Source organism: Pseudomonas sivasensis, from assembly GCF_021391435.1.
Taxonomy (GTDB): Bacteria; Pseudomonadota; Gammaproteobacteria; order Pseudomonadales; family Pseudomonadaceae; genus Aquipseudomonas; species Aquipseudomonas sivasensis.
Genome location: NZ_CP090029.1, coordinates 593,533 through 607,945, shown reverse-complemented (window position 1 = coordinate 607,945; position 14,413 = coordinate 593,533). Strand labels below are relative to the sequence as shown.

Here is a 14,413-nt window from a genome sequence, read left to right as displayed (position 1 = left end):
CAAAGTAGGAGGAAAAATTAGAATCGGCACCCTAAGAACAATCGATCAGGCCAATGCTTTATCCAAGGCTTTCTCGATTTCAGACTTGATCGTGCCACTCATGGCCGACATCAACAGCCCCAACTCCACATCAATACGCAGCGAATCATCCGCCACTAATACTGTTCCTTTAACCCCGGAGCGCTTGAGGTTCAAGGTATCGCCGGACCACGACGGCTCAAGCCCATATTGCTCCTTGAGTTTGTGCGCCAACTTCTCGGCCTTTGCCCGTGCGCCTTCTTTACCCAGGGAATGTGCACGCTCAACGGTTATACGGGCCATTGCAATGACTCCTCTTTATAGGGATTTGAATACCTTCGCTGCGGCAAAAGGCCTCGGTGACCACCTATCTTACCTGCAGCCTTGCCAAGACAAAGCAAGCCTTGGGGATTATCATGTCCCGCATTCTCTTTTGGTGACAGCGATATGACTGATCAGCGCAAAGGCAGCGATGCCGAACCCACCACTCACTTCGGCTTCAAGAACGTTCCGGAAAGCCAAAAAGCGGAAAAAGTCGCTGAGGTGTTCCACTCCGTCGCCGCCAAGTACGACCTGATGAATGACGTGCTCTCCGGCGGTATGCACCGCCTGTGGAAGCGCTTCACTATCGAGTTGTCGGGTGTGCGCACCGGCAACCGTGTGCTGGACATCGCCGGTGGCACCGGCGACCTGGCCGCCAAGTTCTCCAAGCTCGTCGGGCCGACCGGTCAGGTCGTGCTGGCAGACATCAACGGTTCGATGCTCAAGGTTGGCCGTGACCGCCTGCTCGACAAGGGTGTGGCCGGCAATATCGAATTCGTCCAGGCCGACGCTGAAAAGCTGCCGTTCCCCGACAACCATTTCGACTGCGTGACCATCGCCTTCGGCCTGCGCAACGTGACCCACAAGGAAGACGCGATCCGCTCGATGCTGCGCGTCCTCAAACCGGGCGGCCGCCTGTTGGTGCTGGAGTTCTCCAAGCCGACCAATGCGCTGATGTCCAAGGTCTACGACACCTACTCCTTCGCCTTCATGCCATTGATGGGCAAGCTGATCACCAATGACGCCGAAAGCTACCGCTACCTGGCCGAATCGATCCGCATGCACCCTGACCAGGAAACCCTGAAGTCGATGATGGTAGAAGCCGGTTTCGACCGTGTGACCTACCACAACATGACCTCGGGTATCGTCGCCCTGCACCGCGGCATCAAGCCCTGATGCTGCTCGCAGGCCTGCTCGCCAGCGTCGAACACGGCCTCAACCGTGTGCTGCGCCTGGACAGTACCGCCTTGGCGCGGCTCGCGCATTTAGACGGCAAGGTCATTGCCGTCGACTGCACCAGCCCCGCCTTGCAGCTTTTTATCCTGCCCAGCGACGAAGGCCTGCTGCTGGCCAGCCAATGGGCCGCCGAAGCCGACTGCACTCTGCGCGCGCCGGCGTCGAGCCTGTTGCACCTGGCCCTGAGCCGCAACAAGACCGCCATCCTGCACAGCCCTGAAGTGGCGCTGGAAGGCGACAGCGCGGTGCTGATGGACTTGGCCGCCGTGCTGCAAGACCTGGAGCTGGACTGGGAATACGAGCTGTCCCGCTGGATCGGCCCCGTGGCCACCCAGTTGATAAGCGGGCACCTGCGCAGCCGCACGCGCTGGTACCAGCAAGGGTTTGCCAGCCTCAACCAGAACCTCGCCGAATACCTGAGCGAAGAATCGCGCACCCTGGTCGGGCAGCAGGAAGCGCAAGCGCGCTTTCGCGAACTCGACAAGGCCAAAATCGACCTGGAACGCCTTGAGGCGCGCTTCGAGCGCCTGAGCCGTTCCCTTGATCCAAGCGATAACGCATGAAGCTGCTCGCCGTCCGCCGTTTGTTTCGTATCCAGCGCGTCGTAATCCGCTACCGCCTCGATGACTTGCTGTTCGCGCTACCCTTGCCGTGGTTTCTGCTGGCGGTGCGCTATGTGCTGCCGTGGCGCTGGTTTCCGCGCAAGCAACTGGAGCTGAACCGCGGTGCGCGTCTGCGTCTGGCGCTTCAGGATTTGGGGCCGATCTTCATCAAGTTCGGGCAGATCCTCTCGACGCGCCGCGATCTGCTGCCCGAAGACATCGCCGACGAATTGATGCTGTTGCAGGACCGCGTACCGCCGTTCGATTCACAGCAGTCGATGAAACTGATCGAAGAACAGCTGGGCAAGAAGATCAGCGAAGTCTTCACCCGCTTTGACGTCGAGCCGCTGGCCTCGGCTTCCGTGGCACAAGTCCACGCGGCGCAGCTCAAGACTGGCGAAGAAGTGGTCGTGAAGGTCATTCGTCCAGGCCTGAAGCCGATCATCGGTCAGGACCTCGCGTGGTTGTTCATCCTCGCCCGCGCTGCCGAACGTTTCTCTGCCGATGCGCGCCTGCTGCACCCGGTGGACGTGGTCGCCGACTACGAAAAAACCATCTACGACGAACTCGACCTGCTGCGCGAAGCCGCTAACGCTAGCCAACTCAAGCGCAACTTCGAGGGCTCGCAGCTGCTGTACGTGCCGCAAGTGTATTGGGACTGGTGCCGCCCGAAAGTGCTGGTGATGGAGCGCATCTACGGCGTGCAGGTCACCGACCTCGCCACCCTGGCCGACCAGCGCACCGATATGAAGATGCTCGCCGAACGCGGTGTGGAGATCTTCTTCACCCAAGTGTTCCGCGATAGCTTCTTCCACGCCGACATGCACCCGGGCAACATCTTCGTCAGCACCGTCAACCCGTGGAGCCCGCAGTACATCGCGATCGACTGCGGCATCGTCGGCAGCCTTACCCCGGAAGACCAGGACTACCTGGCGCGCAACCTGTTCGCCTTCTTCAAGCGTGACTACCGCCGCGTGGCGCAGTTGCACATCGACTCAGGCTGGGTGCCGGCGGAAACCAAACTCAACGAATTCGAAGCAGCGATCCGCACCGTGTGCGAACCGATCTTTGAGAAACCGTTAAAAGACATCTCATTTGGTCAGGTGTTGATGCGCCTGTTCCAGACCGCGCGGCGCTTCAATATGGAAGTGCAGCCGCAGTTGGTACTGCTGCAAAAAACCTTGCTCAACATCGAAGGCCTGGGCCGTCAGTTGTACCCGGACCTCGACCTGTGGAACACCGCCCAGCCGTTCCTCGAACGCTGGATGCGCGAGCGCATGAGCCCGAAAACCGTGCTGGGTAACCTGCACAGCCAAATGGAACAACTGCCGCACCTGGCCAACATGACTCGCGACTTGCTTGAGCGCATGTCCCAGCCCCACGCCAAGGACCCGGAACCGCCGTGGCGCAAGCGCAAGGATGACTGGTTCCTGCGCCTGCTCGGCGCCGCGCACCTGGTGGGCGGTGTGATGCTGGCCATTGGTGGGCCGTTGAATCAACTGGGCCACTGGCCTGCGGGGATCATGGTCGCCGTGGGTGTTTATCTGATCGTGCGTCGATAGCCAATCCGGTTATACACTGTCGCAAATTGCCGGAGCCGAACATGAAAGACTGGCTGGACGAGATCAAGTGGGACAGTGACGGCCTGGTGCCGGCCATTGCCCAGGACTACAAGACCGGGCGCGTGCTGATGATGGCCTGGATGAACCGCGAGGCCCTGAGCCTCACCGCCACTGAGCAGCGTGCCATTTACTGGTCACGTTCCCGTGGCAAACTGTGGCGCAAGGGCGAAGAGTCCGGGCACGTGCAGACCCTGCACGAGATGCGCATCGACTGCGACGCCGACGTGGTGATCCTCAAGGTCGAGCAGATCGGCGATATCGCCTGCCACACCGGCCGTCACAGTTGCTTCTATCGCGTGTTCGAGAACGGCGAGTGGAAAACCGTCGAACCGGTGCTCAAAGACCCGCACGCCATTTATTCCGCAGGACACTGACCATGAGCGATACCCTGAACCGCGTGGCCCAGGTGCTGGAAGACCGCAAAGGTGCGGACGCCGACAGCTCCTACGTCGCCAGCCTGTACCACAAGGGGCTGAACAAAATTCTGGAAAAGCTCGGCGAAGAATCCGTCGAGACCATCATCGCCGCCAAGGATGCGCAAATCAGCGGCGACTGCAGCGATGTCATCTATGAGACCGCCGACTTGTGGTTCCATAGCCTGGTCATGCTCGCCCAACTGGGGCAGCATCCACAGGCAGTGCTGGACGAACTGGACCGTCGCTTCGGCTTGTCCGGGCATGCCGAAAAGGCCTCGCGCCCGTCCGCTTGAATAACTAAGACTAGAGGATTTGCAGCATGGGCATTTTTGACTGGAAACACTGGATCGTCATTCTGGTGGTCGTGGTACTGGTGTTCGGCACCAAGAAACTCAAGAACCTGGGCACCGACGTGGGCGAGTCGATCAAGGGCTTTCGTAAAGCCATGAACGACGACGAAAAGCCTGCCGACCCCGCCGCCAATCCCGTACCGCCGGTCCAGCCTGTGCACCCGCAGGCCGCCCAGCCGATCACCGAGCGTCGCACCTTCGACGTGCAGGCTGAGAAAGTCGAAGAGCCGACCCGCAAAGACTCGTGAGCACTGAATAATGTTTGGTATCAGCTTCTCTGAACTGCTGCTCGTCGGCCTCGTGGCCCTGTTGGTACTGGGGCCGGAACGCCTGCCCGGTGCCGCGCGCACGGCCGGCCTGTGGATCGGGCGCCTGAAACGCAGTTTCAACGCGATCAAACAGGAAGTTGAACGGGAAATCGGCGCCGACGAGATCCGCCGCCAACTGCACAACGAGCACATTCTGTCGTTGGAGCAGGAAGCACGGAAGATTTTGTCCCCTGTCCAGGAGCCCGCCAAGCCGGTGGAGCCTGTGGCCGAGCACAGCATTGCGCCAGCGGTTGAGCCTACGCCCGCCGCCCCGACGCCTACTGCGCCAACCGAGCCTGCGCCGACGCCCGTCGCGTCGCCCGCGCCCCATGACCCTACATTGCCGCCGCGAGCCCCATGAGCGCTGATAAACCGGAAAACGACCAGCACATGCCGCTGGTCTCGCACCTCACCGAGCTGCGTACGCGCCTGCTGCGTTGCGTAGCGGCCATCTTCATCATCTTTGCCGGGCTGTTCGCCTTTACCCAGCAGATCTATACCTTCGTTTCCACGCCGCTGCGCCAGTACCTGCCGGCCGGCGCGACGATGATCGCCACTGACGTTTCATCGCCGTTCCTCACGCCGTTGAAACTGACGATGATGGTTTCGCTGTTCCTGGCGATCCCGGTGATCCTGCATCAGATCTGGGGCTTTATCGCGCCGGGCCTGTACAAGCACGAGAAGCGCATCGCGGTGCCGTTACTGGTATCGAGCATCCTGCTGTTCTACACCGGCATGGCGTTCGCGTACTTCCTGGTATTCCCGTTGATCTTCAAGTTCTTCGCCGCTGCCACTCCGGCCGGCGTGGAGATGATGACCGACATCACCAGCTACCTCGACTTCGTGATGACGCTGTTCTTCGCCTTTGGCGTGGCCTTCGAAATCCCAGTGGCCGTGGTGCTGCTGGTGTGGATCGGCGTGGTCAACGTGGCCTACCTGAAGAAGATCCGCCCGTACGTGATCATCGGTTGCTTCGTGGTCGGCATGATCCTGACGCCGCCGGACATCTTCTCCCAGACCCTGCTGGCCGTGCCGATGTGGATGCTGTTCGAGATCGGCATCCTGTTCAGCGGTTTGATCAGCAAGCGTGGCGATCACCCGGATGACCAACCCGTCGACGACGAACAGCCGCCAGCGACCCAGCCGTGAACCTGCTGCTGCTTGAAGAGGCCGACTTTATTGCGGCCGACCGGGTGATCCTGCGCGATCGACGCCTGGTGCATATGCAGGAGGTCCACCGCGCCGCCGTAGGCGACAGCCTGCGCGTGGGGCGCATCGGCGGGTTGATGGGAGCCGCACAATTGTTGCGCCTGGAAGCCTGCGAAGCCGAGCTGCAAGTGAGCTTCGACCAACCGCCTCCAGCCAAGCTGCCCCTGACCCTGATACTGGCCCTTCCCCGCCCGAAAATGCTGCGCCGGGTGCTGCAAACCGTTGCTGCCATGGGCGTGCCGAAGGTGGTGCTGGTCAACAGTTACCGAGTGGAAAAGAGCTTCTGGCAGACCCCGTTCCTGGAGCCCGAGGCGATACGCGAGCAACTGATCCTTGGCCTGGAACAGGCGCGGGACACGGTGCTGCCCGAGATCATCATCGAAAAGCGCTTCAAGCCATTCGTCGAAGACCGCCTGCCGGCCATGACCGAAGGCACCCTTGGCCTGATCGGCCATCCAGGCGATTACCCAGCTTGCCCCCGTGGGCTGGATGAGCCGGTTACCCTGGCCATCGGCCCGGAAGGCGGCTGGATCCCCTACGAAGTGGACCTATTGGCCAAGGCTGGCTTGCAGCCGGTACAACTCGGCGCACGGATCCTACGGGTTGAAACCGCCGTCACCGCCCTGCTCGCCCGCCTCTTCTAACAACGGCGCTGTCCCCTTGTGAGAGGGGCTCGCCCCCGATGACGGTTTGTCAGCTGATAAATATATCGACCGATCCCCCCTATCGGGCGCAAGCCCCCGCCATTAGAGCTGCGTCGCTACAGAATCCCGGGCGCAGGCCGATAACTCCTGAATAAGTCCAAGCCTTGTTCCAGGGGAGTTCGCAGCATGTATCGTTGGTTAGCCGAAAAGCTGGGGAATGTCAGCGTCAAAACCAAGTTGGGCGTAGGTTTCGGCCTGGTGTTACTACTCACACTGATGATCACCTTCACCGGCTGGACCGGCCTGGGCGATGTGATCAGTCGCGGTGACAAGCTGGGCTTTATCTCCAGCCTCAATGGATTGACCAAGGACCTGCGCCTGGCTCGCCGGGACTATGAATTGCGCCATGGCGAACAAGGCCCAGGCGCGGTCAGCGAATTGCTGGACAAGCTCAATAGCGGCCTGAATAAAGCCCGCAACCTAATTGAACAACCCGCCGACGCGGCCCTGGTCGATGAACAGTTGGCCGCCGTGGACCAGTACAAGCGCGCATTCGGCGACATGGTGCAAGCCAGCGCCAACCGTGAAAACGCCCGCAGCAAGCTGGGAGATACCGCTGACAACGCGGTGCTCAAGATCAATGAGATCGAGAAGGCCCTGCTGCAAGGCGACAGCGTCACCCAGTTCAACACTGTGGTGGAAGCGAGCAAACTGATACAGCAGGCGCGCTTCCAAGTGCGCGGCTATACCTACAGCGGCAAGGTCGAAGCCGAGCAACCCGCACTGGATGCCATCGACAATGCCCTGAAGAAAATCACCAGCCTCAACGGCCAACTGCCTGAGCAATATTCGACCAACCTGCAACAGGCCAGCGTCTCGCTGCAAGCCTACCGCGCCGCTGTCAGCCAGTACCGCGACTCGCAGGTGGCCAGCGCTGCTGCCCTTAAAACCATGAGCGATCAAGGCGATCTGTTGCTCGGCCACAGCGACAAACTGACCCTCTCCCAAACCGTGGTGCGCGACACCGATGCCGCGCAAGCCAAGTCCCTGTTGCTGCTGGCAACTGTGCTGGCGTTGATCTTTGGCCTGGTGGCGGCCTGGGCGATCACCCGCCAAATCATTATCCCGCTGGACCAAACACTCAAGGTCGCCGAGCGCGTCGCCTCGGGTGACCTGAGCCACAACCTGACATCTTTGCGCCAGGACGAGCTGGGGCAGTTGCAGAGGGCTATGCAGAGCATGACCGTGGGCTTGCGCGAGTTGATCGGCGGCATCAGCGAGGGCGTGACCCAGATCGCCAGCGCTGCCGAGCAACTGTCGGCTGTCACCGAACAGACCAGCGCCGGGGTCAACAGCCAAAAGGTCGAGACCGACCAAGTAGCCACCGCCATGAACGAGATGGCCGCGACCGTGCAGGAAGTCGCGCGCAACGCCGAAGAAGCCTCTGAGGCCGCCGCAGCGGCTGACCAGCAGGCCCGCGAAGGCGACAAGGTGGTCGGTGAAGCCATCGCCCAGATCGAGCGCCTGGCCACTGAGGTCGGCAATTCCACAGTCGCCATGGGCGACCTTAAACGGGAAAGCGACAAGATCGGCAGCGTGCTCGACGTGATCAAATCCGTGGCCCAGCAAACCAACCTGCTGGCCCTCAACGCCGCAATCGAAGCCGCGCGCGCTGGTGAAGCCGGACGTGGCTTCGCGGTGGTGGCCGATGAAGTGCGTAGCCTGGCCCAGCGCACGCAGAAGTCCACCGAAGAGATCGAAGAGCTGATTGCCGGCCTGCAGAGCGGCACCCAACAGGTGGCGACCATCATGGACAACAGTCGCAGCCTCACCGACAGCAGCGTCGAGCTGACCCGCCGTGCCGGCAGCGCATTGGAGAACATCACCCGCACGGTCTCGACTATCCAGACGATGAACTCCCAGATCGCCACCGCCGCCGAACAGCAAAGCGCTGTGGCGGAAGAGATCAACCGCAGCGTGCTGAACGTGCGCGATGTCTCGGAGCAGACGGCTGCGGCCAGTGAAGAAACCGCCGCGTCGAGCACCGAACTGGCGCGCCTGGGCACGCATCTGCAAGCACTGGTGGGTCGCTTCCGAGTCTGACCTCCCTCCCCGCGCGGCGACCTGTCCTGGGTCGCCGCCTGCAATCTATGAAACTTCCTACACGTTTATCAGCCCCTCCCGATCTTCAAAGACACTAGCGTTCAGGTCAGTTCAGTGTGCTCACGCACTTGTCGGAGGTTAATCATGCTTCGTCGAATGACTCACCTGCTGGGTAACGCCAGTGTCACCCTCAAATTGGCCCTGGGCTTTGCCCTGGTACTGGCCCTGAGCCTTGTCATTGCCGTGACCGGCTGGCAAGCATTAGCGGCGTCCCTTTACCGATCACAAACGCTGAGCGTGCTGGCACAACTGGCGGTGGCTGGCGAAGAACTGCGCACCGACAGAATCCTCTATCGCACCCTGGACGACGCCGAAAGCCTCAGTCGATTGAGCGCGAGCATGGAGAAAGTCGACAAGGCCCTGGCGGAGCTGTCCAACCGACTTAAGGTGCCGAAAGCCATTCAATATCTGCAGGAGATGACGCGGATGTCTGCCACGTTCAAATCCACACTCAAGGGCGTGCCAGCGCTGGTGGAAAAACGCGAAAGTGCCCGGGAACAGCTGACACAGAGCACCACGCGGGCCGGCGATGTTCTGGCACAACTGGCTAGCGACTTGCCTGATCAGGAAGATGAAAAAGCCCTGGATGCCGTCGAAAACCTGCGCCAGGCCATGGAACAGGCCGAGGACCGTGCCAAGAGCCCGGCTTGGGCTTCAAGTTCGCTCGATGCGTATGGACAAGCCGTGGTTGACGCAGAACGCAGCCTCGAACTCGCCCAGGCTGAAGTGGCCAAACTGGCGGTCGACAGTGACGCGATGAAAAACGCCGTGCTCAGTATCCGCACCCAGCTGACCCGCCTTAAAGACACCCAACTCACGACCGAAAGTAGCCATAACCAGTTGGAGCAGCAGTTGGATCAGTTGCTCGCGCAGAGTGACCTCTTGAGCCAGGATCAGACCCAACGACGCGACAGAGAAGCCGACCAAGCCCGCATCCAGACCTTGGGTATTGCGGCTGCCGCGGTGCTCTTCGGCGCCTTGGCCGCCTGGGTGATTGCCGGACAAATCGTGCACCCGCTGCGCAAGGCGCTCATGGTGGCCAACCGCATTGCCGAGGGTGATCTGAGCAACGAAGTGCAGTCACAGCGCCGCGATGAGCTGGGCCAGTTGCAACGCAGCATGAGCCAAATGACGCTGAACCTACGGGGGTTGGTTGGCAACATCAGCGACAACGCACGGCAAATCGCCAGCGCCGCCGAAGAGCTCTCTGCCGTCACTGAGCAAACCCGCGCCGGGGTGAATAATCAGCGCGATGAAACCGAGCAGGTGGCGACGGCCATGAACCAGATGCTGGCCACCGCCCAGGAAGTGGCGCGCCACGCCGAGCAAGCATCGATTGCCGCCGGCCAGGCCAATCAGCAGGCTGAACTGGGCGATCAGGTGGTCACGGATGCCGTGGCACAAATTGAACACCTGGCCCATGAGATGGCTCGCTCAAGCGAAGCCATGTTGGGGCTGCAACGGGAAAGCCAGAAAATCGGCAGCGTGCTGGACGTAATCAAGTCCGTGTCGCAGCAGACCAACCTGCTGGCGCTCAATGCCGCGATTGAAGCCGCACGGGCCGGTGAGGCAGGCCAGGGCTTCGCCGTGGTCGCCGATGAAGTGCGCAGCCTCGCCCGGCGGACCCAGCAGTCCGCCGAAGAAATCGAAGAGTTGATTGGTGGCCTGCACAGGGGCACCCAACAGGCGGCCGACATCATGGACTACAGCCGCACCCTGACCGACAACAGCGTCGGCCTGACTCGCAACGCCGGGGACGCCCTGACGGAGATCGCCCGCACCGTGGCCATCATCCAGGAAATGAACCCGCAGATTGCCGCAGCGGCCGAGGAGCAAAGCGCGGTGGCCGAAGAGATCAATCGCAGCGTCTTGAAGGTCCGCGATGCCTCGGAGCAAACCGCTGCCGCCAGCGAACAGACGGCGGCGGCGAGTATCGAGTTGGCGCGACTGGGAACGGATCTGCAGCAATGCGTAGGGAGGTTCAAGATATGAACCTCCCGGTTTCAATGGCCTTGGGCTTACAGAACCTGACGCAGGAACGCTTGGGCACGCGGGTCTTTTGGCGAATCAAAAAACTCGGCCGGTGCCGCATCTTCCAACAACTTGCCGTGATCGAAGAACAACACACGGTCCGCCACTTCGCGGGCGAAGCCCATTTCGTGGGTAACGCAGACCATCGTCATGCCTTCCAGGGCCAAGGTCTTCATCACGTCCAGCACTTCGCCGACCATTTCCGGGTCGAGGGCCGAGGTGGGCTCGTCGAACAGCATCACCTTGGGCTCCATCGCCAGCGCCCGGGCGATCGCCACCCGTTGTTGCTGGCCGCCGGACAGGCGTGATGGGAACTCGTTGGCCTTCTGTGCAATGCCGACCTTTTCCAGCAGGGCCAAGGCCTTGGCTTCGCGCTCTTGCTTGCCGCGCTTGCGCACGACTTTTTGCGCCAGGCACAGGTTCTCCAACACGGTCATGTGGGGGAACAGGTTGAAGTGCTGGAACACCATGCCGACTTCACGACGATAGGCGTTCACGTCGGTTTTCGGGTCGGCCAGTTGCAGGCCGTCGATGCTCACCGAGCCCGAATCGAACTCTTCCAGGCCATTGAGGCAACGCAGGAAAGTCGACTTGCCGGAGCCGGACGGGCCGATCACCACCAGCACTTCGCCCTTGGCCACCTGGGTGGTCACATGGTCTACCGCACGCACTACATGGCCACGGGTGTCGAAGACTTTTACCAGATCGCGGACTTCAATCACTTTGGGCGAGCCTCCGCTCAAGCCGGCTGGCCATTTTCGACAGCGGCAGGTTGATCAGCAGGTACAGGCCTGCGACGCAGAACAGGATTTCAAACGGCGAGAACGAGGTCGTGATGACTTCGCGACCGCTCTTGAGCAGTTCGGTAATGGCGATCACCGAGACCAGGGACGTGTCTTTCACCAAGCTGATGAATTGCCCTGCCAAGGGCGGCAGTACGCGCTTGAAGGCTTGCGGCAGCACCACATGGCGCATCGACTGGCTGGCACTCAGGCCCAAGGAGCGCGCGGCTTCGTTCTGCCCACGGGTGATGGACTGCACGCCGGCGCGAACGATTTCGGCCACATAAGCGCCGGTGAACAGCGACAGCGCGGCGATCCCGGCAAATTCCCGTGACAGGTTGAGCACCGTGCCAATGAAGAAATAGAAAATGAAGATTTGCACCAGCAGCGGGGTGCCACGTACCAGTTCGACGTAGATCGTCGACAGATCACGCAAGGTCGGGTTATTGGAAAGTCGGCACAAACCGGTGGCAAGGCCAATCGCCAGGCCCAAAATCCCGGAAACCACCGACAGCCACAGCGTGGTCCACAACCCCCACATCAGCGGGCCCAACGCCCAATGACGATTCACACCAATGACATCGCCTTCGGCCACGTCATCACCGCGCGCCACTTGCAGACTGTTGTCGGCAACCGTCACCTTTTGCTCGTTGCCAGCGTCGTTGCGCAGGGTCACTTCGGCGACGTCGCCGTTACGAACCAGCTCAATGACGGTGGAGATGTCCGCTGCACGCTGTGCTTCTTCGGCCTGGTAGGCGAAGTATTGCGGCACGCGGTTCCAGCGCCATTCGTAGGACATCAGCGAGGTAGCGTAGTACAAGGCGCCGGCCAGGCCGACCAGCACGACCACGGTTAGCAGGTGCCAGGGCCATTGGGCTTTTTTCTGTTTCATTACTCGACATCCAAAAAATTCGAAGGCATGCGCCTTTGTGTAGTGAGCGGATTTGACCAGCGCTGGGAGGCAAGCCGCCCCAAAATCATGCGCCTCGGTATTTCTGAAACACCGCTGCGTCTGGATTTAGGGCGGCTTCGCCCCCCAACGCGGGGCAAGCCCGCTCACTACAGGACAGCCTTTATTCCATGTCCTTGAGCCACTCTGAGCTCTTGAACCACTTGTCATGAATGCGATCGTAGGTGCCGTCGTTCTTGATCTGGTGCAAGAAGTTGTTGATGAAGTTGATGCTGTCGTAATCACCTTTCTTCAGGCCAAACGCCAATGGCTCGAAAGTGAAGGGTTCGTCCAGGAACACCAGCTTGCCGTTGCCGACTTTCTTCTCGGCAACCACGTTGTACGGTGCGTCATACACAAAGGCATCGGCCTTGCCGTTAACTACGTCCAGCACGCCTTCCTGCTCGTTGTCATAGCCGTGGTACTTGGCTTTGGAGATCAGCTTCTTGGCGACCATTTCACCGGTGGTGCCAAGCTTGGAGGTCAGGCGGTATTTCTCGTCGTTCAGGTCTTTGTAGGACTTGATGGTGCCTTCCAGGTCCTTGCGAATCAGCAGAGTCTGGCCGACCACGATGAAGGGTTCGCTGAAGTTCAGGCGCAGGTTGCGTTCCTGGGTCAGGGTCATGCCGCTGCCGATCATGTCAAATTTGCCGGTCAGGAACGCTGGGATGATGCCGTCATAACCCGTGGAAACCAGCTCCAGCTTGACGCCCATGGACTTGGCCATGGCCTTGAGGATGTCAACTTCGAAGCCGATGATCTCACCGCGCTTGTCTGTCATCTCGAACGGCATGTAGGTCGGATCCATGCCGACTTTCAGCGTGCCGCGCTTGACCGCATCGTCGATGGCGCCAGCCTGGGCCGCATTGGCCGCGACCAGCGCGGTGACGCCAAGCAGCAGCATCGAAAGATACTTTTTCATCATCAAGTCCCCTGAACGATTCTTATAAGGTCGGCGCGCAAAAAGGGCTGCACCATTTCGGGGTGCGATCCTAACCCACTCGTTGCCCGTCACAAAGGTTTCACGGGCAATTGTTATCAGGGTATGTAGGAAAAGACCCACGACGCTGCGATCAACCGCAGGGGTAGACACTTGCGCAACCTGACACGGCAATGAGTTGATATGTAAGCAGTTATGACTTTCAGTCGAGTTCTGCCAGCCAGGTGGTGTCCTTGAACCACTTGTCATGCAGCCGATCATAGGTCCCATCCTGGGCCACTTGGTTCAAGAAATGGTTGATCCAGTTAATGCTGTCGAAATCGCCCTTTTTTACGCCAAACGCCAAGGGTTCGAATGTAAACGGTTGTTCCAGCGCCAGCAGCGTGCCGTTCTCCGCCCGGTTCACCGCGATCAGGTTGTAGGGTGCGTCATGGATAAAGGCATCGGCCTCCCCCGCTACGACCTGGCGAACCCCTTCCTCCGGCGTGGCAAAACTACTCAGTCGGGCCGCCCCCAAAAACCGTTGAGCCGCTGCTTTGCCGGTGGTGCCCTCAGTGACAGCGATTCTGTAACCGGCATCGTCCAGGTCTTCAATACTGCTGACCTTGCCCGCCAGACGGGGGTGCAGCAGTACACTCTGGCCCACCACGATGAAAGCGTCACTGAAGTTCAGCCTTAAGTTGCGCTCCTGAGTGACAGTCATACCACTGCCGATCAAGTCGAATTTTTTCGCCAGCAAGCCCGGCAACAGTTCGGTGTAGGGCATCACGACCAGTTCAAGTTCCACCCCCAGCGCCTGGCTCATCACGTTGAGCAGGTCAATTTCAAAGCCGACAATGCGCCCCTGTTTATCGGTCATTTCGAAAGGGATATAGGTGGGGGTGGTGCCAACCTTGAGCACACCACGCCGGACGGCGTCGTCAATCGCACCCGCGTGCACCTGGCTGATTTGAATCAATGCAGCAGCGCTGATAAGCAATGCCGAACAATACCTTTTGAGCATGAATCCCTCGCAGCCAAGAAAATTGGGGGGCGATCCTAACCTAGTCGCGGGCACGCAAATACGCCTCGGACGAGGGTCTTTTGTTTCGAAATAACAGG

General features: G+C 60.3%; 16 protein-coding genes and 1 pseudogene. 12 read left to right on the top strand and 5 right to left on the bottom strand.

All coding sequences use genetic code 11. The annotated features are described in order from the left end of the window. Positions 1-45: 45 nt before the first annotated feature. Positions 46-321 carry a polyhydroxyalkanoic acid system family protein gene (locus tag LRO94_RS02675; protein WP_053140503.1) on the bottom strand — a complete coding sequence of 92 codons (276 nt, stop codon included), beginning with the start codon at positions 319-321 and terminating at the stop codon, positions 46-48. A gap of 144 nt (positions 322-465) precedes the next feature. Here LRO94_RS02675 and ubiE point away from each other — a divergent pair, with 144 nt between their 5' ends. The 12 genes and pseudogenes from ubiE (at position 466) to LRO94_RS02620 (ending at position 10,602) form a co-directional block, all read left to right on the top strand. Next, positions 466-1,236: a bifunctional demethylmenaquinone methyltransferase/2-methoxy-6-polyprenyl-1,4-benzoquinol methylase UbiE gene (ubiE, locus tag LRO94_RS02670; protein WP_003171186.1), complete on the top strand. Its 771-nt coding sequence runs from the start codon at positions 466-468 to the stop codon at positions 1,234-1,236. After that, on the top strand, positions 1,236-1,859 hold the full coding sequence (locus LRO94_RS02665; protein ID WP_122753824.1) for a ubiquinone biosynthesis accessory factor UbiJ: 624 nt from the start codon (positions 1,236-1,238) through the stop codon (positions 1,857-1,859). The genes ubiE and LRO94_RS02665 overlap by 1 nt, the downstream gene beginning before the upstream one ends. Continuing rightward, entirely contained in the window at positions 1,856-3,460 is a 1,605-nt protein-coding gene (gene ubiB / locus LRO94_RS02660; RefSeq protein ID WP_032890218.1) for a ubiquinone biosynthesis regulatory protein kinase UbiB, read from the top strand. The genes LRO94_RS02665 and ubiB overlap by 4 nt, the downstream gene beginning before the upstream one ends. 41 nt (positions 3,461-3,501) lie before the next feature. Beyond that, positions 3,502-3,894: a phosphoribosyl-AMP cyclohydrolase gene (gene hisI / locus LRO94_RS02655; RefSeq protein ID WP_032890216.1), complete on the top strand. Its 393-nt coding sequence runs from the start codon at positions 3,502-3,504 to the stop codon at positions 3,892-3,894. Between the two features lie 2 nt (positions 3,895-3,896). Continuing rightward, positions 3,897-4,229 (top strand): phosphoribosyl-ATP diphosphatase, encoded by a 333-nt coding sequence (locus tag LRO94_RS02650; protein ID WP_003209299.1) that lies wholly within the window; start codon positions 3,897-3,899, stop codon positions 4,227-4,229. Positions 4,230-4,255: 26 nt separating this feature from the next. Continuing rightward, the gene (locus LRO94_RS02645; protein ID WP_032890214.1) at positions 4,256-4,534 is read left to right on the top strand and encodes a twin-arginine translocase TatA/TatE family subunit; all 279 of its coding nucleotides are present in this window, start codon (positions 4,256-4,258) and stop codon (positions 4,532-4,534) included. A gap of 10 nt (positions 4,535-4,544) precedes the next feature. After that, positions 4,545-4,955, top strand: a complete 411-nt coding sequence (gene tatB / locus LRO94_RS02640; protein ID WP_095186135.1) for a Sec-independent protein translocase protein TatB — start codon at positions 4,545-4,547, stop codon at positions 4,953-4,955. Further along, complete coding sequence (tatC, locus tag LRO94_RS02635) at positions 4,952-5,743, top strand: twin-arginine translocase subunit TatC (protein ID WP_032890209.1); 792 nt, start codon at positions 4,952-4,954, stop codon at positions 5,741-5,743. The genes tatB and tatC overlap by 4 nt, the downstream gene beginning before the upstream one ends. Beyond that, positions 5,740-6,447: a 16S rRNA (uracil(1498)-N(3))-methyltransferase gene (locus LRO94_RS02630; RefSeq protein WP_179179637.1), complete on the top strand. Its 708-nt coding sequence runs from the start codon at positions 5,740-5,742 to the stop codon at positions 6,445-6,447. Before tatC ends, LRO94_RS02630 begins: the two co-directional genes overlap by 4 nt. Before the next feature lie 186 nt (positions 6,448-6,633). Further along, positions 6,634-7,692 (top strand): annotated as a pseudogene (locus LRO94_RS27975) (methyl-accepting chemotaxis protein); the annotation flags it as partial. Then, a complete protein-coding gene (locus tag LRO94_RS27970) occupies positions 7,678-8,550 on the top strand; it encodes a methyl-accepting chemotaxis protein (RefSeq protein ID WP_371260751.1) in 873 nt (290 codons plus the stop codon). The pseudogene LRO94_RS27975 and the gene LRO94_RS27970, both read left to right, overlap by 15 nt. A 144-nt stretch (positions 8,551-8,694) precedes the next feature. Next, the gene (locus tag LRO94_RS02620; RefSeq protein WP_163033285.1) at positions 8,695-10,602 is read left to right on the top strand and encodes a methyl-accepting chemotaxis protein; all 1,908 of its coding nucleotides are present in this window, start codon (positions 8,695-8,697) and stop codon (positions 10,600-10,602) included. A 26-nt stretch (positions 10,603-10,628) separates the two neighbouring features. Here LRO94_RS02620 and LRO94_RS02615 read toward each other — a convergent pair whose 3' ends face one another. From LRO94_RS02615 to LRO94_RS02600, 4 genes are all read right to left on the bottom strand, one after another. After that, positions 10,629-11,363, bottom strand: a complete 735-nt coding sequence (locus tag LRO94_RS02615) for an amino acid ABC transporter ATP-binding protein (RefSeq protein ID WP_032890203.1) — start codon at positions 11,361-11,363, stop codon at positions 10,629-10,631. Next, on the bottom strand, positions 11,356-12,315 hold the full coding sequence (locus tag LRO94_RS02610; protein WP_032890201.1) for an amino acid ABC transporter permease: 960 nt from the start codon (positions 12,313-12,315) through the stop codon (positions 11,356-11,358). The genes LRO94_RS02615 and LRO94_RS02610 overlap by 8 nt, the downstream gene beginning before the upstream one ends. 181 nt (positions 12,316-12,496) lie before the next feature. After that, positions 12,497-13,294, bottom strand: coding sequence for a transporter substrate-binding domain-containing protein (locus LRO94_RS02605; RefSeq protein ID WP_032890199.1), 798 nt, complete (start codon positions 13,292-13,294; stop codon positions 12,497-12,499). A gap of 220 nt (positions 13,295-13,514) precedes the next feature. After that, the gene (locus LRO94_RS02600; RefSeq protein ID WP_032890197.1) at positions 13,515-14,315 is read right to left on the bottom strand and encodes a transporter substrate-binding domain-containing protein; all 801 of its coding nucleotides are present in this window, start codon (positions 14,313-14,315) and stop codon (positions 13,515-13,517) included. Positions 14,316-14,413 lie beyond the last annotated feature (98 nt).

Coding starts and splice junctions, on each gene's coding strand:
- LRO94_RS02675 (WP_053140503.1), bottom strand. CDS start 321: ATGGCCCGTATAACCGTTGAGCGTGCACATTCCCTGGGTAAAGAAGGC.
- ubiE (WP_003171186.1), top strand. CDS start 466: ATGACTGATCAGCGCAAAGGCAGCGATGCCGAACCCACCACTCACTTC.
- LRO94_RS02665 (WP_122753824.1), top strand. CDS start 1,236: ATGCTGCTCGCAGGCCTGCTCGCCAGCGTCGAACACGGCCTCAACCGT.
- ubiB (WP_032890218.1), top strand. CDS start 1,856: ATGAAGCTGCTCGCCGTCCGCCGTTTGTTTCGTATCCAGCGCGTCGTA.
- hisI (WP_032890216.1), top strand. CDS start 3,502: ATGAAAGACTGGCTGGACGAGATCAAGTGGGACAGTGACGGCCTGGTG.
- LRO94_RS02650 (WP_003209299.1), top strand. CDS start 3,897: ATGAGCGATACCCTGAACCGCGTGGCCCAGGTGCTGGAAGACCGCAAA.
- LRO94_RS02645 (WP_032890214.1), top strand. CDS start 4,256: ATGGGCATTTTTGACTGGAAACACTGGATCGTCATTCTGGTGGTCGTG.
- tatB (WP_095186135.1), top strand. CDS start 4,545: ATGTTTGGTATCAGCTTCTCTGAACTGCTGCTCGTCGGCCTCGTGGCC.
- tatC (WP_032890209.1), top strand. CDS start 4,952: ATGAGCGCTGATAAACCGGAAAACGACCAGCACATGCCGCTGGTCTCG.
- LRO94_RS27970 (WP_371260751.1), top strand. CDS start 7,678: ATGCAGAGCATGACCGTGGGCTTGCGCGAGTTGATCGGCGGCATCAGC.
- LRO94_RS02620 (WP_163033285.1), top strand. CDS start 8,695: ATGCTTCGTCGAATGACTCACCTGCTGGGTAACGCCAGTGTCACCCTC.
- LRO94_RS02610 (WP_032890201.1), bottom strand. CDS start 12,315: ATGAAACAGAAAAAAGCCCAATGGCCCTGGCACCTGCTAACCGTGGTC.
- LRO94_RS02605 (WP_032890199.1), bottom strand. CDS start 13,294: ATGAAAAAGTATCTTTCGATGCTGCTGCTTGGCGTCACCGCGCTGGTC.
- LRO94_RS02600 (WP_032890197.1), bottom strand. CDS start 14,315: ATGCTCAAAAGGTATTGTTCGGCATTGCTTATCAGCGCTGCTGCATTG.